The sequence below is a fragment of the Jutongia huaianensis genome, from assembly GCF_014384985.1.
In the GTDB taxonomy this organism is placed as follows: Bacteria; Bacillota; Clostridia; order Lachnospirales; family Lachnospiraceae; genus Jutongia; species Jutongia huaianensis.
In genome coordinates this window covers 1-20,875 of the sequence record NZ_JACRSX010000006.1, presented here as the reverse complement: position 1 = coordinate 20,875, position 20,875 = coordinate 1, and the positions used below count along the sequence as shown (strand labels likewise).

The window sequence follows — 20,875 nt, the reverse complement described above, 5'->3', positions numbered from 1 at the left end:
GTTACTTGGGCTTCCCACCCACGCCAGAAAATAAAACCGTATGTGCGGCGGATCTGATATCTGCCATACATACGGTTTTTAATATAATTTATGTCTGTATTATTTATCCTGATACTCTAATGCAGCACCGACAAATCCCTTAAATAACGGATGTGGTCTGTTTGGTCTTGATTTAAACTCCGGATGTGCCTGTGTAGCGATAAACCAAGGATGATCCGGAAGCTCTAACATTTCTACGATACGACCGTCAGGAGAAAGACCGGAGAAGGTCATGCCTGCCTTGAGGAGATCCTCGCGGTAATAGTTATTGACCTCGTAGCGGTGTCTGTGTCTCTCATGGATCGTCTCTTCGCCATAAAGTTCGTATGCCTTTGTGGACTTGTCCAGCACACAAGGATAGGAGCCAAGACGAAGGGTGCCGCCGATATCTTCAATGCCATCCTGTTCCGGCATCAGATGGATAACAGGATGTGTTGTCTGAGGGTCGAGTTCGATACTGTGCGCATCGTTGAATCCTACTACATTTCTTGCAAATTCCACGATCGCAAGCTGCATACCGAGACAGAGACCGAGGAATGGAATCTTGTGCTCGCGGGCATATTTGATCGCAAGGATCTTACCGTCAATACCACGGTCACCGAAACCACCTGGTACGAGAATACCGCTGACGTCTTCCAGAAGCTCATCTACATTCTCTTCATTGACATCCTCGGAAGGAATCCATTTAATGTTGACATTGCTCTTGTGGGCAAGACCGCCGTGCTTTAAAGACTCGACGACACTGATATATGCGTCGTGGAGAGAGGTATATTTACCAACCAGTGCGACCGTGACGTCTTTTTCCAGATTCTTAATGGTATTTACCATATTTTCCCACTCGGTAATATCCGGTTCCGGGCAATCTAACTTCAAGCATTCGCAGATTACGTCGGCAAGATGCTCCTTTTCCATAGCCAGAGGTGCTTCGTAAAGGGTTTCCACATCCAGATTCTGAAGAACGTGGGATGCCGGTACATTACAGAAAAGTGCAATCTTGTCCTTGAGTCCCGGCTCTAACGGATACTCTGTACGACAGACGATCACATCCGGCTGAATACCCATTCCCTGCAGCTCTTTAACACTGGCCTGGGTTGGTTTTGTCTTCATCTCGCCGGAAGCGTGAAGATAAGGGATCAATGTAACGTGGATCAAAGCAACGTTATCGTGTCCCATATCATGCTGGAACTGACGGATAGACTCTAGAAACGGCTGGCTCTCGATGTCGCCTGCGGTACCACCCACTTCGATAATGGCAATCTGTGTATCCTTGCAGCCATCGTTCCGGTAGAAACGGCTTTTGATCTCGTTGGTAATATGAGGGATAACCTGTACGGTACCTCCGCCATAATCGCCCCGGCGTTCCTTATTTAATACAGACCAGTATACCTTACCGGTTGTAACATTGGACTGTTTTGTAAGACTTTCATCGATGAAACGCTCATAGTGACCCAGATCAAGATCTGTCTCCGCACCGTCGTCAGTAACGAAAACCTCTCCGTGCTGTACCGGATTCATGGTACCCGGATCAATATTGATGTAGGGATCAAACTTCTGCATTGTCACGCTGTATCCGCGCATTTTCAGAAGACGTCCCAGCGAAGCTGCGGTAATACCCTTTCCAAGACCGGATACAACGCCACCTGTAACAAAGACATATTTGACTGCCATGTTTTTTTCCTCCATTTTGTAATGTGCAATGATTGATGTCAATAAAAAAACTATCTATCAGTATACTCCCAAACTAGGAAATGTTTCAATTCTTTTTTTACAGAATTTTCAGATTTTCTTCACAGGTTGATATATTGATTTATGGGAACACTATCATTATAATAAAGCTATGATATATTTGCAGGATCGTTCCAGGACGGTTTGTGGCAATATTGATACAGAACTGGCTATTGAGGAGGATATAGCATTGGACAATAATACAAACAGACAGAATGGCGGCGATGACGACCGTCAGAAAAAACAGAACCGCAGAGGGATCATCATCTGCCTTTTGGTGGCTGTCGGTGTATTTCTGGTATTTTCCATGATGAATCACCAGGTACAGCAGATGACCAACCGGGAGATTACTTATGATAAATTTATCCGGATGCTGGATGATGGACAGGTGAAATCCGTCACGCTGACAGCAGACCGGTTAAAGATTATTCCTCAGAGCAGTGGAGACAGCGTATATCAGATTACCTATTATACAGGGATCATTTCTATGGATTATAGTCTGGTAGAGCGTTTAAATAAAGCAGGAGTTGAGTTTAAAAAGGATCTGACGGACAACAGTTCCAGTATGATTTATATGTTGATGTCCTATCTGCTTCCGGTACTTTTGCTGTGGGGAGGACTTTTTCTGATCTTCCGTCTGATGTCGCGCAATTCCGGCGGCATGATGGGCATTGGCAAGAGTACCGCCAAAATGTATGTGCAGAAGGAAACAGGTGTGACCTTTAAGGATGTAGCAGGTCAGGAGGAGGCTATGGATTCCCTGACAGAGATGGTAGACTTCCTGAATAATCCGGGCAAGTATACAGAGATTGGTGCAAGACTGCCCAAAGGAGCACTTCTTGTAGGACCTCCGGGTACCGGTAAAACACTTCTGGCAAAGGCAGTGGCGGGGGAGGCCGGAGTACCGTTTTTCTCTCTGTCCGGTTCTGATTTTGTGGAGATGTTTGTGGGTGTGGGAGCTTCCCGTGTAAGAGATCTTTTTAAGCAGGCACAGGCAATGGCGCCTTGTATTATTTTTATTGATGAGATTGATGCCATCGGTAAGAGCCGTGACAGCCAGTATGGTGGCGGCAATGACGAGAGAGAACAGACATTAAATCAGCTCCTCTCGGAGATGGATGGCTTTGACAGCTCCAAGGGTCTTGTGATCCTGGGTGCGACAAACCGTCCGGAGGTGCTGGACAAGGCACTTCTTCGTCCGGGACGTTTCGACCGTCGCGTGATCGTGGAGAAGCCGGATCTGAAAGGACGTGTGGATATTCTTAAGGTACATGCCAAGGACGTTCTGATGGATGAAACGGTAGATTTTGATGAGATTGCCCTTGCGACCAGTGGTGCTGTAGGTTCCGACCTGGCCAATATGATCAATGAAGCGGCCATTATGGCGGTAAAGGCAGGCAGAAAGGCGGTTTGCCAGGCAGACCTGTTTGAGGCGGTTGAGGTTGTGATCGCCGGCAAGGAAAAGAAGGATCGTATTCTGGGCAAGGAGGAGAAAAAGATCGTTGCTTACCATGAGACGGGTCATGCTCTGGTAACGGCTCTGATGAAGCATTCGGAACCGGTTCAGAAGATTACGATCGTACCGAGAACCATGGGATCTCTGGGATATGTAATGCAGGTGCCGGAGGAGGAAAAGTATCTGATGAGCAAGGATGAGATACTGACCCGGATCACCACATTGTTTGGCGGCCGCGCAGCAGAGCAGATCGTATTTGATTCTGTTACCACAGGTGCCTCCAATGATATAGAGCAGGCAACTAAGCTTGCAAGAGCCATGGTGACACAGTATGGTATGTCAGAAAAGTTCGGACTGATCGGTCTGGAGTCGATCCAGAACCGTTATCTTGATGGACGTGCCGTGTTAAACTGCGGTGATGCCACAGAGGCGGAGATCGATCAGGAGGTTATGCGTATCCTGAAGGAATGTTACGCCAAGGCAGAGGAGCTTTTACAGGGTGACAGAGAAGCATTGGATAAGCTGGCAGAGTTTCTGATCGCTCACGAGACCATTACCGGCAAGGAGTTTATGAAGATCTTCCGACAGGTGAAAGGCATTAAGGATCCGGAGGGAGACTTATATAATGCGCTCGTTCTTGATGTGGATGGTACGCTGGTCGGCTCAGACAAAAAGGTATCGGAAAATACACGTCAGGCATTGATCGAGCTGCAGCAGAGGGGAAAGACCGTGGCGATCGCTTCCGGCCGGTCTATTTCCGGCATCCGGCGTACGGCAGCGGCCATTGAGCTGGAGCAGTTTGGCGGTTATGTGATTGCGTATAACGGCACCACGGTAGTCAACTGCAAGACAGGAGAGTGCATTTACAATCAGACACTGGATCGGGATATGATCAAGCCGGTCTATGAGGCAGCTAAGGAGTTACAGCTTGGCATTACCGTTTATCATGACGAAGCAAAAGAGCTTTTGGCGGGGAATGGCATAGATTCTTATATTGAAGCAGATGCCAAGGCATGTGATATCACGATCCGTCAGGTCAATGATCTGGTTCGTGCGATCGACTTCCCGGTAAACAAGCTTCTTCTTTCCGGAGCACCGGACAAGATGAAGGAAGTGGAAAAGACATTGAAGGAACGCTTCGGAGACAAACTCAATGTGTTCCGTTCCGATCCTTATTATGTAGAGATCCTGCCGAAGTTTGTAGATAAATCAGTAGCGGTGGACAAATTAATGAAATTCCTGGAGATCAACAGGGAAAAGGTCATCTGTGTTGGTGACAGCTTCAATGATCTGCCAATGCTGCGGTATGCGGGGAAAGGCGTTGCAATGGGAAATGCCCAGAAAGAAGTCAAGGAGGCAGCGGACTATGTTACGTCATCCAATGATGAGGATGGTATCGTGGAAATCATCCGGAAATTTATGACACCACAGGCCGAAAATGACAACGGGGACGATAGCGGGAATCCCGCTGACAGCTTGTAAAGCATAGGTAAATATGATAAAATGAAAGTCGGGGTATTTTTTTACCCCGACTCTTTTTTGACTTAAATGGTCGTTATAATAATACCTAAATTATAAATCTGAGGAGATACTCATGAAAAGAATGAACAAAAAATACTTGGCGGTATTGCTGACAGCCTGTGTTGCTCTGGCCGGCTGGCATGTGGATGTGAAAAATGCGGATGCTGCGACATTTTCGGATATTAATCAGGACAGTGTATTTTTAAAACAGCCGTCCGGCAGCAGTCTTTGTACGCTGGTGGCTGCGACTATGCTGGTGCGCCGCGGGGCAATGATGAACGGAAATGCGAATTGGGCCTCCATTACAACGGATATGATGCGTTCTGCGGCATGGGTCGAAGGGACAGGCTTAAAATGGAACTTTACCTGTGGTGGTATGATGGTAGCACATGACAGCTTTTCCGGAAATGCCACAGATCTGGCGGTCAAACTGTCAGAGCATCCGGAGGGGATTGTTGTATACAAACAGAAGTCCGATCAGCAGCATGCCGTTTTGGTGACAGATTATACAGATGGGATATTCTATTGTGCCGATCCTGCTGCCGGCATTTTTGCCGGGAGAATCCCTATCACCTCTGCCAGTATCGGGATTGAAGAATCCAATTATATCTGGTATATCAGCAGTCCGGATCTTTATCTGACAGATGATTCCGGCAACCAGATTCCTCATGCGGTGGAGACTCCAAAGCCGTCTACCAGCAGCCCGAAGCCGACGGCTACTGCAACCGTCAAGCCGACTGCGACAACAAAACCGAAGGCGACAGCGATGACAAAGCCCAAAACCACAAAGAAACCGAAGGCGACGACAAAACCGAAAACTGCAGCAAAGTCAAAGGCAACAGGAAAGGCAGACGCAGAAGAAAAAACAACAGAAAAGGTGACAGCACCGGGGAAGGTAAGCGGTGTGGCTGTTAAAAATAACAAAAAAAAGACATTGACGATTACCTGGAAAAGCACCAAAGGAGCGAAGGGATATCAGGTCCGTTTTGCAACGAGTAAAAAGATTCCCAAGGGAGCAGCTTCTGTAATATTGACGGGGCATAGAGCTGCCCTGACAGATCTTTCCAGAGGCAGTGTCTTTTATGTAAAGGTGCGGGCATATAAGTTAAATGGCAAAAAGAAAGTATTTGGTCCCTATAGCGGGGTAAAAAAAGGAAAGGTCAAAAAATAAAAGTGTTTGATATTGAGGAGGAGCTAAAAAAACTGCCGGGAAAGCCGGGAGTCTATCTGATGCATGATGCAAAGGATGCGATTATTTATGTGGGGAAAGCCATCAGCCTGAAAAACAGGGTACGGCAGTATTTTCAGCCCAGCAGAAATGTTTCACCCAAGATAGAAAAAATGATATCCCAGATTGATCATTTTGAGTATATCATTACGGACTCTGAGGTGGAGGCTCTGGTTTTGGAGAGCAATCTGATCAAGGAGCATCGTCCGAAATACAACACCATGCTCAAGGATGACAAGAGCTATCCTTTTATTAAAGCGACGGTGGGTGAGGATTTTCCCAGACTTGTCTTTTCCAGACAGGAAAAACGGGATAAATCGAAATATTTCGGTCCTTATACAAGTGCAGGCTCTGCAAAGGATACCCTGGAACTGCTTCGTAAAATCTATCATATCCGAAGCTGCCGGCGGGTGCTGCCCAGAGATACCGGCAAGGAACGCCCATGTCTGAATTATCATATTGGCCAGTGTGATGCGCCATGTCAGGGATATATTTCTTCCGGGGATTACAAAGAGCATTTCCGGGAAGCTCTGAAGATTCTGGAAGGAGATTACACAGGGGTACTGCAGTATCTGCAGGAAAAGATGGCGGCGGCATCAGCAGCAATGCAGTTTGAGGAAGCGGCACAGTACAGAGATCTGATGGAAAGTGTCAGGAAGGCTTCTGTTCATCAGAAGATTACCAGCTTTGATGGTCTTGACCGGGATATCATTGCTCTGGCGAAGGATCAGAGCGAAGCCGTGGTGCAGGTATTCTTTATCCGGGAAGGAAGAATGATCGGAAGAGATCATTTTCATTTAGGTGGTGTAGACGGCTCCACCCGGCAGGAGATTCTACAGGCATTTCTTAAGCAGTTTTATGCAGGAACACCTTTTATTCCCAAGGAACTCATGTTAGAATATGAGATAGAAGATGCAGAGGTTATCGCCAGATGGCTCAGTGAACGTCGTGGCGACAAGGTGCGTATTCTGGTACCCAAGAAGGGACAGAAGGAGCGGCTGGTAGAGCTGGCACACAAAAATGCGCTGATGGTTCTGGAACAGGATGCCCAGAAGATCCGCCGGGCAGAGGAGAGGACCATCGGTGCCATGCAGGAAATTTGTTCCTGGATCGGTATCACGGGAGTACACAGAGTGGAATCCTACGATATTTCGAATATCAGCGGATTTCAATCAGTAGGCTCTATGGTGGTTTTTGAGGATGGCAGTCCCCGCAAAAGCGACTACCGGAAGTTCCGGATCAAAACGGTTCAGGGACCGGATGATTATGCCAGCATGCGGGAGGTTCTTACCAGACGTTTTGAGCATGGGCTGGAAGAGGAGAAAAAGCTGGCAGAGCAGGGCTTTGATGAGGAAAATGGCAGCTTTACCCGCTATCCGGATCTGATCATGATGGACGGTGGAAAGGGGCAGGTGCATATTGCCGAGGAGGTGCTTCGTAAGCTTCATTTAACCATTCCTGTCTGTGGTATGGTCAAGGATGACAGACACCGTACCAGAGGAATTTATTTTCAGGGGGAGGAGCTTCCGATTGATATTAACAGCGAAGGCTTTCACCTGATGACCCGGATACAGGATGAGGTACACCGGTTTGCTATCGAGTATCACCGCTCTTTGCGGAGCAAGGTGCAGGTAAAGTCTATTTTGGATGATATTCCGGGGATCGGCGGGAAAAGACGCCGTGCATTAATGAAGAAGTTTGGCTCCATTGAAGCAGTCAGGAGCGCAGACATAGAGGAGTTATCACAAACAGAAACCATGAACTTAGGGGCTGCGCGCAAGGTGTATGATTTCTTCCATCCGGCAGATGGGGAGACCGGCGGGCAGGAAGCACAGATTAAAGGAGAACAGAATGGCAGAGACATATAGTGTATTATTGGAAAAATTAATCGAACAAATGGAACTGGAAAATGTAACCAAGGATGTAGATGTTTCACGGATCGAGATCGTGCAGACCGACGTGAACCGTCCGGCTTTGCAGCTTGCAGGCTTTTTTGATTACTTTGATTCCGGAAGGATACAGATCATTGGTCATGTAGAGCACACATATATGGAGCAGAAGGGTCTGGATTACACATTGGAAATGATGGAGATCATCATGGCAGGCAGTGAGCGTCATACAAAGCCGCCGTGTATTGTATTCTGTCGTGATCTTCACATTGATGACAAGCTGATCCGGCTTGCCAGCAAGTATCAGGTGCCATTGCTTCGCACCGGCAAAGAGACCAATGCCTTTATGGCGGAGGTGATCCGCTGGCTCAATGTAGAGCTTGCACCGCGCTGCAGCGTTCATGGTGTACTTCTTGACCTGTTTGGTGAAGGTGTTCTGATCATGGGTGAGAGCGGCATCGGTAAGTCCGAGGTTGCACTGGAGCTGATCCACAGAGGTCATCGTCTCGTGTCCGATGATGTTGTAGAGATTAAAAAAGTAAGCGATGCCTCCCTGATCGGAAGTGCACCGGATATCACCCGTCATTTTATCGAGCTTCGTGGTATTGGTATTATTGATGCCAAAACGCTGTTTGGTGTCGAGAGTGTAAAAAATGAGCAGGAGATCAATCTGGTCATTAAGCTGGAAGAGTACAACAAAAATCAGGAATATGATCGTCTGGGTCTGGAGGAGCAGTATATTGAGTTCCTTGGAAACAAGGTTGTCTGTCATTCTATTCCGATCCGTCCGGGTCGTAACTGTGCGATCATCTGTGAGTCTGCCGCAGTCAACTACAGACAGAAGAAGATGGGTTACAATGCGGCACTGGAGCTTTATAACCGTGTAACCAACAATATTGCAGAGAAAACACAGAAGAAATAAATTGGGGATGAAGGGAAATTAGGCAGAAGGGAGAATGTATTTATGAAATTTATAAAATCAGATGATTTAAAACTGGGAATGCGTCTGGCAAAGCCTATTTACAATAGAGATGGTGTTATGCTGTATGAGCGCAATTCCAAGCTGACCAGACAGGGTATTGTCAGTATTCAGAATTTTGGATTGATCGGGGTGTATATTCTGGAGCCGGCAGAACCTGTACCGCCGATGTCGGCAGATGATATCGAGTTTGAGCGTTTTCAGGCAATGTCCATTTTTACGATCCGGGAGATCCTGGATGCTGTGACAAAGCAGAGAGAGGCAAAGGGGATGTATCAGTTTGCCAACCAGATCATCCGCCGTTACGGCAGCCTGAATCACAAGATCAGCTTTGTACAGAACCTGAGAAGTAATGAGGATTATGTATATAAGCACTCTCTGAATACGGCAATCCTCTGCGCTATGATCTCTCACAAGCTTCATATGGAGTTTAAGCAGCAGCTGGATATTGTGGTAGCGGCAATTCTGCATGATGTGGGCAGCCTGTTGATCCCACCGCATATCCGCCGCAAACGCAAAAACGAGATCACCCAGGAGGATGAAAAAAAGATCCGGACCTATCATTATGCAGCGGTTCAGCTGATTGATAATGATTATGATCTCGACCCGGAGATCAAACGTACCGTGAAGGGGATCATCAATGCACTTCATCAAACCAATGGTGATGATGCGGCTACATATAAATCTTTAAATATAGACATACTGAAAGTAGCCTATGCATATGATTCTCTGACCGCTATGAATTTTGAGGAAGAACCGGCATCCGAGATTGAGGCTGTCAGAATACTTCTTGATCCGGAGCAGGGCTTTGATCCGGAGGTAGTGACCGCACTGATCCAGAGCATCAATATTTTGCAGCCGGGTGTCTGCGTGGAATTTACCAATGGAGACAAGGGTCTGGTGGTTTCCGCCAATGATGAGGATGTGCTTGCACCGGAGGTTCTTTCGTTCCGGACGAATGTCATCTATAATATGGCCGATCCGGCAGTTACAGCGGAAGTGCAGATCCGCGATATTATGAAGACGATGGATAACCGTTACGTTATGGATACGGAGCTGTTAAAGAGTTACGAGGGACGTACCGTGCACATGGGTGAGAAACTGACACACAAGAATTATTAAAGGATAAAGAAATGTATATAATAGTAGGTTTAGGAAATCCGGAAAGGAAATACGATGGCACCCGTCACAATATCGGTTTTTCGGCGTTGACGGTGTTGGCGGATACTTACGGGATTTCCATGGATATCAAAAAGCATAAGGCGGTCTGTGGCAAAGGTGTGATCGAGGGACAGAAGGTTCTTCTGGCGATGCCGCAGACCTATATGAATCTCAGCGGAGAGAGTGTCCGGGAGCTGGTGGATTATTACAAGATCGATCCGGAGGAGGAGCTGATCGTTATTTACGATGATATCAATCTGGCACCGGGGAAGCTTCGGATTCGTCCGAAGGGCAGCGCCGGAGGACATAATGGTATCAAAAATATCATTGCACATCTGGGAACCCAGGTCTTTCCACGCATCCGTGTGGGCGTAGGAGAGAAGCCGAAGGGCTGGGATCTGGCGGATTATGTGCTGGGAAGATTTCCCGGAGAAGAAGAACCGGTGATCCGGGAGGCATTGGAAAAGACCACCAAAGCATGCTGCGAGATTATTACGGCGGATGTAACTTCCGCTATGAACAAATATAACAACAAATAACTTTATATAAGGAAAGGACAGCCATTCATGGAAACGCTATGGAAGCCTCTGGAGGAGTTAAATGCCTACGGCAGCGCCAGAGAATGTATTGAGCGGGGCAGAATGCCAATCCGGATATCAGGCTGCATCGACGGACAGAAAAGCCATCTTGTGAGTGGATTATCTCAGGAGAAAAGCTGGACGGTGATCATTACCGCCAATGAGAAAAAGGCACGGGAAATTCTTGCGGATTACCGGATGTACGACAAAAACGCCGTATTTTATCCGGCGAAAGATGTTATCTTTTATAGTGCAGATGTCCATGGCAATGCAGTAGAAACAGAACGATTAAAGACAATCAAATTATTATTAGACCAGGAGGGCGGCACAGTAATCACCACCATGACGGCGGGGATGGAATATGTGCAGTCCTTATCTGTCTATAAGAAATCATGCCGCAGACTGCAGGAGGGAGCGCAGATCGATCTGGAGGATCTGAGCCGCTGCCTGACAGATATGGGATATGAGAGACAGAGCCAGGTGGAACAGCCGGGGCAGTATTCTATCCGGGGAGGGATCGTTGATCTCTATTCTCCCACAGAGGAATGTCCGTACCGGATTGAGTTGTGGGGAGATGAGATCGATACGATACGATCCTTCGATGTGGAAAGCCAGCGGTCCATTGAGCGTGTGGAACAGATCACGATCTTTCCGGCAATGGAGATTATATTAAATGATGCGCAGCTGCGTCAGGGATTTGCAAAGATCAAAAAAGACCGGGATAAGCTGCAGGCAAAGTTCAAAAAAGCAGGGGATTTTGAGGCATATAACCGTCTCGCGGATACTATGCGGGAATGGAAGGAGCGTGTGGAGTACTCACGCAGTGGAGCCGGACTGGAAAGCTTTCTTACCTATTTTGACGGAACAGCGGGTTCTTTTTTTGATTTCTTCGACCCGGAGGAAACGCTGTTTGCGGTAGATGAACCGGTGCGCTGCCTGGAGGCGATGCAGGCGGTGGAGACAGAGTTCCGGGAAAGCATGGAAAACCGTCTGGAAAAGGGACTTTTACTGCCGGGACAAATGGAAGTCTTGTATAGTGCAGAGACAGTCAATGCTATGCTTCAGCAGAAGAAAACGGTATATTTATCCATGCTGGATGGGCTTCCGGCAGGGGTGGAGGTGAAGGAAAGCCTTCATTTGCAGTGCCAGACCATCGCTTCATACAATAAGCATTTCGAACTCCTGGTGGAGGACATGAAACGCTGGCGGGAGCAGGGCTACCGCATTTTGATGCTCTGTGCCTCCAGAACCAGGGCAAAACGTCTGGCGGGAGACTTTGAGCAGTATGATGTGCCGGCATTTTACCGGGAGACGCTGGACCGGGAGCTGCAGCCGGGAGAGCTTATGGTAAGCTATGGCCGTCTTTCAAAAGGATTTTCCTATACGCAGCTTCGTTTTGTAGTGGTGACTGAGAGTGATATCTTTGGCGCACGGACCAGAACGGGACGCAAACGTCAGAAGCAGCACAATGGTCAGGTGATCCAGAGCTTCAATGAACTCAATGTAGGAGATTTTGTGATTCATGAGAACCACGGTCTCGGTATTTACCGTGGTATTGAGAAGATCAAGGTAGACAATGTTGCCAAGGATTTCATCAAAATTGAGTATGGAGACGGTGGGAATCTTTACGTTCCGGCATCGGCACTGGATGTTCTGCAGAAGTATGCCAGTCAGGATGCAGCCAAAAAGCCAAAGCTTAACAAGCTCAACACCATGGAATGGAAAAAGACAAAGACCAGAGTCCGTGGAGCAGTTAAGGAGATTGCCAGAGAGCTGGTGGAGCTGTACGCAAAGCGTCAGGAGCAGCCGGGATACCGGTTCAGTCCGGACACCGTCTGGCAGACAGAGTTCGAGGAGATGTTTCCTTATGAGGAGACGGCAGATCAGCTGGAAGCTATTGCGGCGACAAAACGGGATATGGAAAGCAGCAGGGTGATGGACCGTCTGATCTGCGGCGATGTGGGGTACGGCAAGACAGAAGTGGCGATTCGGGCTGCCTTCAAGGCGGTAAATGACAATAAACAGGTGGCATTTCTGGTGCCAACCACCATACTGGCACAGCAGCATTACAATACCATCAGGGAAAGACTGGGAGATTATCCGATCAATGTGGAAATGATGTCGCGGTTTCGCACAGCCGCACAGCAGAAAAAGACCATTGAAAAGCTCAAGCGGGGCGAAGTGGATATTGTCATTGGTACCCACAGGCTTTTGTCCAAGGATGTTTCCTTCAAGGATCTGGGGCTTCTGATCGTAGATGAGGAGCAGCGCTTTGGTGTGACCCACAAGGAGAAGATCAAGCAGATGAAGGGGGACGTGGATGTACTGACTCTTTCGGCGACACCGATTCCGCGGACCCTGCATATGAGTCTGGTGGGAATCCGTGATATGAGTGTACTGGAGGAACCGCCGGTAGACCGTCTGCCGATCCAGACCTTTGTGATGGAGCATAGCGGAGAGATCATCCGGGAAGCCATCAACCGGGAGCTCGTGCGGGGAGGACAGGTATATTATGTATATAACCGTGTCCGTAATATCGACGAGGTTGCCATGGAGATCGCCCGTCTGGTGCCGGATGCCAATGTGGCATTTGCTCACGGCCAGATGAGTGAGAGGGAGCTGGAGCGCATTATGATGAGTTTTATTCAGGGGGAGATCGATGTGCTGATCGCAACCACCATTATTGAAACGGGGCTTGACATATCTAATGTAAATACTATCATTATAGATAATGCTGATCAGATGGGATTGTCCCAGCTTTATCAGCTCAGAGGACGTGTGGGACGTTCCAACCGGACCGCATATGCCTTTCTGATGTACAAAAAAGACAAGATTCTCCGGGAGGTGGCAGAGAAACGACTGGCAGCGATCCGGGAATATACAGATCTGGGCTCCGGCATCAAAGTTGCCATGCGGGATCTGGAGATCCGGGGAGCCGGTAATCTGCTGGGAGCAGCCCAGTCAGGTCATATGGAGGCAGTAGGATACGAGCTCTACTGCAAAATGCTCAGCGAAGCCGTTCGTACTATGAAGGGAGAACGGCCGGAGAGAGAAGAAATGGAGACAAATATTGACCTGCAGGTTGACGCATTCATTCCGGCATCGTATATTAAAAGTGAGTATCAGAAGCTGGATATGTATAAACGGATCGCGGCACTGGACAATGAGGGAGAACGCTCAGACATGGAGGATGAGCTGGTGGACCGTTTCGGTGACATTCCTCATGCGGCACAGAATCTTCTGCGGATCGCTGTACTGAAAGCGGATGCGCACCGCAGCGGTATTCTTCAGGTGACCCAGAAGCCGGATGGAATCCGGTTTTACATGCAGCCGGAGCTGTCTCTGGATGTTACAGGGATACCGGATATGATACAGGCGTTTGATGGCGATCTCCGTTATATCTCCAAGGGAGAGGCACATTTCCTGTATGTCCGCAGGGCGTTGGAGACAGGGGATGGCAAAGCGGCAGTCACGGGCAAAGCCGCAGCAAAAGAAAAACGCCGGCAGACAGAAAGAATATTTCAGGCAGCAGAAAGTGTTGTGAAGGCCATAGGACAGCTTCAGGGACATGATACAGAAATGACAGCTTCCAGTGGGCAGGATAAAGACGCAAAAGAAAGAATGGAGTAAGCATCATGCAGAGAAAAAAATGGATATCAGGCTTATGTATTGCCATGGCAGCAGCTCTTGTATTTACCGGCTGTGGCCATAAAAAATCATCAAGAGAAGAAAAAGGAACAACGGTGTCCTCCGGTACTGTCGTAATGATGGTCGGAGACGATCAGGTGCGCTACAGTGAAGTGATGGCATATTGTTATTTTCTGAAATGCCAGTATGAGGACAGCTTTGGCAAGGAGCTGTGGCAATACAAGCTGGATGACAATGAAACCATCGGTGACCAGGCAAAGCAGGAGATTGTCAATATGATCACGCAGTTGAAAGTGATCTCCGATGTAGCTCAGCAGCAGGAGGTCAGTCTCTCGGCAGACGAGCAGGACGAGGCGCTTCGTCAGGCGGAAAGTCTGGTGCAGAATGCCAAGGCGGCCGACAAAAAGGAATACGGTCTTTCTGTCCAGAAGATCAGTGAGATCTATCAGGAGAATCTGCTGGCAGAAAAGATGTTTTATGTTGCGACAGATGAAGCAGATACCAATGTGACAGACGAGGAAGCAAGCGAAGCGATCCGGAAGGAGGCAGCAAAAACGGCATCCGGTTCGGCACTGCAGACGGAGGAGGATATCTCCATCACACAGGATATGATCGATCAGCAGAAGGAAAAGATCATCCGGCAGCGCCAGTCGGATATGTTTGTCAAAAAGTATAATCAATGGCTTCAGGACAAAAAAGTGGACATCAATCAGAGCTTCTGGAACGACTTTACATTGTAGGAAAGGATGTTTACAGAGACAACGTGATTTGTTATACTAAAAGATAGGACAAATGGCAGTATTTGTACGAAAGAGAGGAACGAAAATGGTGAAAGCAGAGCATGTTAATCCATTTATTTTATCTGTGTGCAAGGTTGTAAAGGACGTATGCAAGATGGATCTCAAGATTGGAAAACCCGGAGTAAAGAAAGAAGAGTACCCGGATGATGCTTCTATTATTGAACTTGGCATTGTAGGAGGCCTGAGTGGCAAGGTTATACTCAACATGGAGCATCCGGCAGCGTTAGAAATCATTTCCAAAATGATGATGCAGCCGGTTAATACGATTGATGAGATCGGACAGAGTGCCATCTCCGAACTGGGGAATATGATCGCAGGTAATGCAGCGACAGTATTTGCCAGCAACAATATTCGGATCGACATTACCCCGCCGGGATATTACGATGGCAGCAGCTACCAGGGGCAGGGAAACCAGATGTTGAGCATTCCGTTTTGTTCGGATGCAGGTTCCATATCCGTAGATATTTTTATTGCAGAATAACACAGCCGGCAGCAGACAGCCTGCCGGCTTTCTAAATGAATAAATAACGCAGAAAGGATGCAGGATTACTATGGCAGGATTTAAACGATATCGCAAGGACGATCCCGTTTCGTATTCTCTGGGAATTACACTGACCTTTGAACTCCTTCGATACAAGACAGAATATGTCAATAAAGTATATGTTCACTCCGCAATGAAAGAAGGAGACACATATGATAAGCTGCGGGCAATATGCAGGGAAGCCGGCATACCGGTCCAGCAGACGGACAAAATATTTCACGTACTCTCCCAAAAGGAAAACTGCTACGTGATCGGAGAATTCCGCAAATTTCCTGGAACATTGCAAAAAGACGCCTCTCATATCGTGCTGGTCAATCCGTCCAATGCGGGAAACATGGGAACCATTATGAGAAGTGCCCTTGGATTTGAGCTAAACCAGATGGCAATCGTGCGCCCGGCAGTGGATGCATTTGACCCAAAAGTCGTGCGGGCGTCTATGGGAGCGATCTTTTCCACAGAGTTTCAGTATTTTGATACCTTTGAGGAGTACCGGCAGCAGTTTGGAGACAGAGAATTGTATCCGTTTATGCTGCAGGCACAGATTACATTGCCGGAGATCCATCCGTCAGGGACGTATTCTCTGATCTTTGGCAACGAGGCAACCGGTCTGCCGGGAGAATTTCTCAATATAGGCACATCAGTTATTATCCCGCATTCCCACAGGATTGACAGCCTGAATCTGCCGATTGCCGCCAGTATCGCAATGTATGCGGCTCATAGTGCATCTCGCCGGTGACGGATTTTGTGGCGTTCATATCAGGAGTATATAATCCTGATGTGTTGACAACAAATGTATAATATATTATAGACAAAGAAGTAAGAAAGGAAGGATTATTATGGCAAAGATTGATATTATTTCGGGATTTTTAGGAGCAGGAAAGACCACATTGATCAAAAAACTGATCGCAGAAGCTTTTACAGGAGAGAAGCTTGTACTGATAGAAAATGAATTTGGTGAGATCGGCATTGATGGCGGTTTCCTGAAGGAGGCCGGCATCCAGATCACAGAGATGAACTCAGGCTGTATCTGCTGTTCGCTGGTGGGCGACTTTGGCGCAGCATTAAAGGAAGTGCTGGAGAAGTATTCTCCGGACCGTGTGATCATTGAGCCGTCCGGTGTAGGCAAGCTGTCTGACGTTATCAAAGCAGTACAGAATATCGGAGAGGGCGTTGAGATCAACAGTACCGCTGTTGTTGTAGATGCCCAGAAATGCAAAATGTATATGAAGAACTACGGAGAGTTCTACAATAACCAGATCGAATATGCAGGAACAGTAATTCTCAGCCGTACCCAGAAGGTGTCTGATGATAAGCTGGACACCTGTGTAAAGATGATCTGTGAAAAGAATGATGAGGCTTCCATCATTACAACACCTTGGGATGATATCAATGGAAAGAACATCCTTGAGGCAATGGAAAAGGTAAATTCTCTGGAAAAAGAGCTTATGGAAGAGCATGAGCACCATCATCATGATGGCGGATGCTGCTGTGGTCATCACCACGATCATGATGAGCATCATCATGACCATGACGAGCACGAGCATCATCATGATGGAGAGTGTGGCTGCGGCCATCATCATGACGACCATGAGCATCATCATGATGGAGAGTGTGGCTGTGGTCATCACCATGATCATGAGGGACATCATCACGCAGATGATGTATTTACAAGCTGGGGCGTAGAGACTGCTCATAAGTTTACCGAGGAGGAGCTGAAAGATATTCTGGACAAGCTGGCAAAGGGCGACGGGTACGGAGAGGTACTTCGTGCCAAAGGTATCGTGACACCGGTAGAGGGAGAGTGGTTCCACTTCGATCTGGTACCGGAGGAGACTGAGCTTCGCCGTGGTGCGGCAGATTATACAGGACGTATCTGTGTCATCGGTGCAAATCTCAACGAGGATAAGATTAAAGAATTGTTCCATGTATGATAGAAGAAACACAACGCAACGATTAGTTTATTGTAATGACAAATGACACAACAAAGAGAGGATAGCTATGTTTGGAAAGCAAAAACAGGAGATGATGGTATACGTCATCATGGGATTTCTTGAGGCAGGAAAGACAAGTCTGATCCGCGACTTGCTGGTGGATGAGCTTTTTGACGACAAATCCAAAACACTGATTCTTGTCTGTGAAGAAGGAGAGGAAGAATATCCTCAGGCGCTTCTTGATCAGACCCATGCGGCATGTGAATATATCGAGGACGAGGAGTCCTTCAATGGCAAGGTAATAGAAAAGTTTCTGAAAAAGCACCGCCCGGATCGTATTATTATAGAATACAATGGAATGTGGTCCACAAAACATATCCCGGAGATGTATGATTTCCTGGAGGATATCTGCTTTGACCGGGAGGTATACTTCCAGACCATAGATGTCGTAAATGACGAAACCTTTTTATTATATACGCGGAATATGCCGTCTATGATGGTAGAGCATTACAAGGTATCGGAGATGGTCATCGTCAACCGTTGCACCGTAGAAAATACCAACAAAAATGCCATTCGCGGCAGCGTAAAAGCAGTAAATCCGAGAGCGCAGATCGTTTATGAGTCAGAGGATGATGCGTTCTACGAGATGAAGGACGAAATGCCATTTGACGTCAAAGCGGATATCATTGATATCAAGGAAGACGATTTTGGCCTCTGGTATGTGGATATGATCGATCATCAGTCTGTTTATGATGGCAAGACACTTCATCTCACAGGACGGATCCAGAAAACCAGAGGACTTGAAAAGGGTTATGTGGTATTTGGACGCCATGCCATGACCTGCTGCGCCGATGACGTGCAGTTTATCGGATTTCTCTGCAAAGCCGATGACTGGTCTGACTTTGCAAATGGCAGCTATGTCACGATCACGGCACGTCTGGAGTTTAAATTCCGCAAAGAATACGGAGAAGAGGGACCGGTATTTTATGCAGAAGAAGTTGTGGCGGCACAAAAACCGAAGGAAGAACTGGTATATTTCAATTAACCGGTTAAATGTTATGCAAAAATGCCAAGAAAAGTAAAAAATAAATAAAAGCATTATGAAAAATGCACAAAATAATACGAAAGTGTGACGGTTTTGGACATAAAACACAAAAAAACAATCTTCGGATTGGTGAATTTGTCTATATCACATTTTGAAGAAAGTTGTTATGATATAATGCGTAATGGAAGTGGTATAGTTATCGGCAGTTGCGGAGTCGATAATTATGTACACTTCTTAAAAAATCAAAACAACCCATAGAATAAATTGGGGGAAATTTTAAGGAGGAAAAGAAATGAAGTTAACAAAGGGAATGAAGAAAGCTCTTTCCTTACTTCTGTCTGCTGCTATGGTAGTTACAGGAGTAAACGTAACTGCAGGCAAGGCTAGTGCCGAGGAAACTACAGCAACACCAAGCAAGTATGTATTAGAGATCACTACACCAAAGGAGGGTGATGGTCATAACAAAGATACAAACGAGAATCTTGTGACAAAGCTCAACGGTGAAGTTGTTGATTTTTATGGTCATGATGGAGATGATATGACGGTTGATGGTGTAAATCATTCTAGCCGTACATTCTTCCCAATGGAGATCGCTAATAAGATCGCCGCATTCAAGCAGCCTGTTTACAAGGTAACATCTCTTACTGAAGGTGCTACTCTGAAACTTTGGGATTTCTGCTGGAATGGTAAATGCAAACTGGGTGATCAGGAAGCTAGTCTTAACAATTCATACATTAAAAATGGTGAATTCTGGGGCAATGTGAAAGATAAGTCAACATTCTTTGGTGAATATAAGCTTGGCGAGACAGAGATCGGTATTGACCTTTCTGAGGAGTATGAGGATGGAGAGGCTCCTGCGGCTCCAGATTGGAATGGTGGTACATTCTTAGGATTCGGTCTTGATTTCGGTGCAAGTGCAACAATCGAGGTTTATGATGCAGCACCTGCAGAGGTGCCGACAGAGACACCTGCAGCTACAGCTACAACTCCAGCAAAGACAACAGCTCCGGCAAAGACAACAGCTCCGGCAAAGACAACAACACCTGCTCAGATTACAACAAAGCAGACAATTACAACTCCTGCAGCAGTTGGTACATCCAAGATCAAAGCTGCTCAGAAGACAGTAGTAGTTGCTCCTGGTAAGACTGTTAAGGTTGGATTCACAGCAACAGCTGCTAAGCCAGCTACAAAGGCTGCAGTAGTTACAGCTACAACAGCTTCTAAGAAGGTTGCTACAGCTAAGGTTAAGGGCAAGAAGGTTGTAATCAAGGCTCCTAAGAAGGCCGTTAAGGGTGCTTCTACAACAGTAACTCTGAAGTCTACAAATGGTGATAAGAAGGTTTCTGCTAAGATCAAGGTTTATGTCCGCAACTCAGCCAAGAAGGTTAAGGCAGCTAAGAAAGCCATCACTGTTAAGAAGGGTAAGACTACTAAGTTAGTAATTAAGGCATCTAAGGTTCAGAATAAGAAGAAAGCATTTGCTGATACAATTACTGTAAAGGGCAAGATTGTTAAGCTTACAGACGTTAAGTTTGCTAAGGGTAAAGCTACTCTTACTCTGAAGGGTGCTAAGAAGGCTAAGAAAAAAGCCGTAACAATCAAGGTAGGTTCTAAATCTGTAAAGGTTAAAGCTACCGTTAAATAATAGTTCACTTCTATTACAATAATAATAAGAGCTTTCAAAAGGAAGGGGATACCTGAAAGGGTATCTCCTTTTTCTTTTTAGAAATTATGGCGTTAATTATGCGTAAAATCATTTGAACAATACAGAAAATTGGGTGTTGCTTTAAAGAAGGTGTAATGATGTGATTTAGACGCTTTAAAATGATTTAAGACGCATTTAAAGCCAGCAGCACGGTAATTCGCGGATGATTGGCAGGTTTATGATTTCTGCGGAATCAGAGGAGAAACAAAGGTGAAAAGCGAACAGTGAAACGGAACGAAGTCTGAAGACTGAAGAGGACCAAAATTCACCGGATAAAGCAAAAAATATACCGGGGAAGAACGTTCACAGGAGCGAAAGGATGCCGTATGTAAAGTGTTTTAAAAGGGATCTGGCCGGAAAAAAATCCATTTTTTGGATTGCTTTGAGGCCTGAATTGGAGGGCATTGGAAAAGATTTTAAAAAAAATTAAAAAAAGTTTTGAAAAAGTGTTGACAACTTCGGAAAAGCGTGATAATATATATCTCGCTGACGCAGAAAAGAGTCAGTAAGAAACAAGCGGGAACGCTTGAGAGAAGCTTGATAATTGAACAGTAAAACAACCCTGAAAATTCTAAATAAAAGATGTAGATTACATCTTAAAAAAGATATTTCAGAAGACAAAAAGATTT

Annotated in this window: 14 protein-coding genes; 13 read left to right on the top strand and 1 reads right to left on the bottom strand. The window is 46.6% G+C overall.

Going from position 1 to position 20,875, the window contains the following annotated elements; all coding sequences use genetic code 11:
• Positions 1-99: 99 nt before the first annotated feature.
• Positions 100-1,707, bottom strand: coding sequence for a CTP synthase (locus H8704_RS06315; RefSeq protein WP_249297726.1), 1,608 nt, complete (start codon positions 1,705-1,707; stop codon positions 100-102).
• Between the two features lie 247 nt (positions 1,708-1,954).
• Here H8704_RS06315 and ftsH point away from each other — a divergent pair, with 247 nt between their 5' ends.
• From ftsH to H8704_RS06250, 13 genes are all read left to right on the top strand, one after another.
• On the top strand, positions 1,955-4,702 hold the full coding sequence (ftsH, locus tag H8704_RS06310) for an ATP-dependent zinc metalloprotease FtsH (RefSeq protein ID WP_249297725.1): 2,748 nt from the start codon (positions 1,955-1,957) through the stop codon (positions 4,700-4,702).
• Positions 4,703-4,823: 121 nt separating this feature from the next.
• Complete coding sequence (locus H8704_RS06305) at positions 4,824-5,912, top strand: fibronectin type III domain-containing protein (protein WP_249297724.1); 1,089 nt, start codon at positions 4,824-4,826, stop codon at positions 5,910-5,912.
• Between the two features lie 2 nt (positions 5,913-5,914).
• Complete coding sequence (gene uvrC / locus H8704_RS06300) at positions 5,915-7,837, top strand: excinuclease ABC subunit UvrC (RefSeq protein WP_022465621.1); 1,923 nt, start codon at positions 5,915-5,917, stop codon at positions 7,835-7,837.
• Positions 7,821-8,780, top strand: a complete 960-nt coding sequence (gene hprK / locus H8704_RS06295; protein WP_022465620.1) for an HPr(Ser) kinase/phosphatase — start codon at positions 7,821-7,823, stop codon at positions 8,778-8,780. Before uvrC ends, hprK begins: the two co-directional genes overlap by 17 nt.
• A gap of 42 nt (positions 8,781-8,822) precedes the next feature.
• On the top strand, positions 8,823-9,959 hold the full coding sequence (locus H8704_RS06290; protein WP_022465619.1) for an HD-GYP domain-containing protein: 1,137 nt from the start codon (positions 8,823-8,825) through the stop codon (positions 9,957-9,959).
• Between the two features lie 11 nt (positions 9,960-9,970).
• Positions 9,971-10,537, top strand: a complete 567-nt coding sequence (gene pth / locus H8704_RS06285; RefSeq protein WP_118677479.1) for an aminoacyl-tRNA hydrolase — start codon at positions 9,971-9,973, stop codon at positions 10,535-10,537.
• A 27-nt stretch (positions 10,538-10,564) separates the two neighbouring features.
• Positions 10,565-14,206 carry a transcription-repair coupling factor gene (mfd, locus tag H8704_RS06280; protein WP_243101852.1) on the top strand — a complete coding sequence of 1,214 codons (3,642 nt, stop codon included), beginning with the start codon at positions 10,565-10,567 and terminating at the stop codon, positions 14,204-14,206.
• A 5-nt stretch (positions 14,207-14,211) separates the two neighbouring features.
• A complete protein-coding gene (locus H8704_RS06275) occupies positions 14,212-14,964 on the top strand; it encodes a SurA N-terminal domain-containing protein (protein WP_249297722.1) in 753 nt (250 codons plus the stop codon).
• Between the two features lie 52 nt (positions 14,965-15,016).
• Positions 15,017-15,505, top strand: a complete 489-nt coding sequence (locus H8704_RS06270) for a chemotaxis protein CheX (protein ID WP_118677483.1) — start codon at positions 15,017-15,019, stop codon at positions 15,503-15,505.
• Between the two features lie 70 nt (positions 15,506-15,575).
• Positions 15,576-16,301: a TrmH family RNA methyltransferase gene (locus H8704_RS06265; RefSeq protein WP_022465614.1), complete on the top strand. Its 726-nt coding sequence runs from the start codon at positions 15,576-15,578 to the stop codon at positions 16,299-16,301.
• 100 nt (positions 16,302-16,401) lie between these two features.
• Complete coding sequence (locus tag H8704_RS06260) at positions 16,402-17,496, top strand: CobW family GTP-binding protein (RefSeq protein ID WP_249297720.1); 1,095 nt, start codon at positions 16,402-16,404, stop codon at positions 17,494-17,496.
• A 67-nt stretch (positions 17,497-17,563) separates the two neighbouring features.
• Positions 17,564-18,541 (top strand): TIGR03943 family putative permease subunit, encoded by a 978-nt coding sequence (locus H8704_RS06255; RefSeq protein WP_022465612.1) that lies wholly within the window; start codon positions 17,564-17,566, stop codon positions 18,539-18,541.
• Between the two features lie 292 nt (positions 18,542-18,833).
• On the top strand, positions 18,834-20,186 hold the full coding sequence (locus H8704_RS06250) for a hypothetical protein (RefSeq protein WP_249297719.1): 1,353 nt from the start codon (positions 18,834-18,836) through the stop codon (positions 20,184-20,186).
• Positions 20,187-20,875 lie beyond the last annotated feature (689 nt).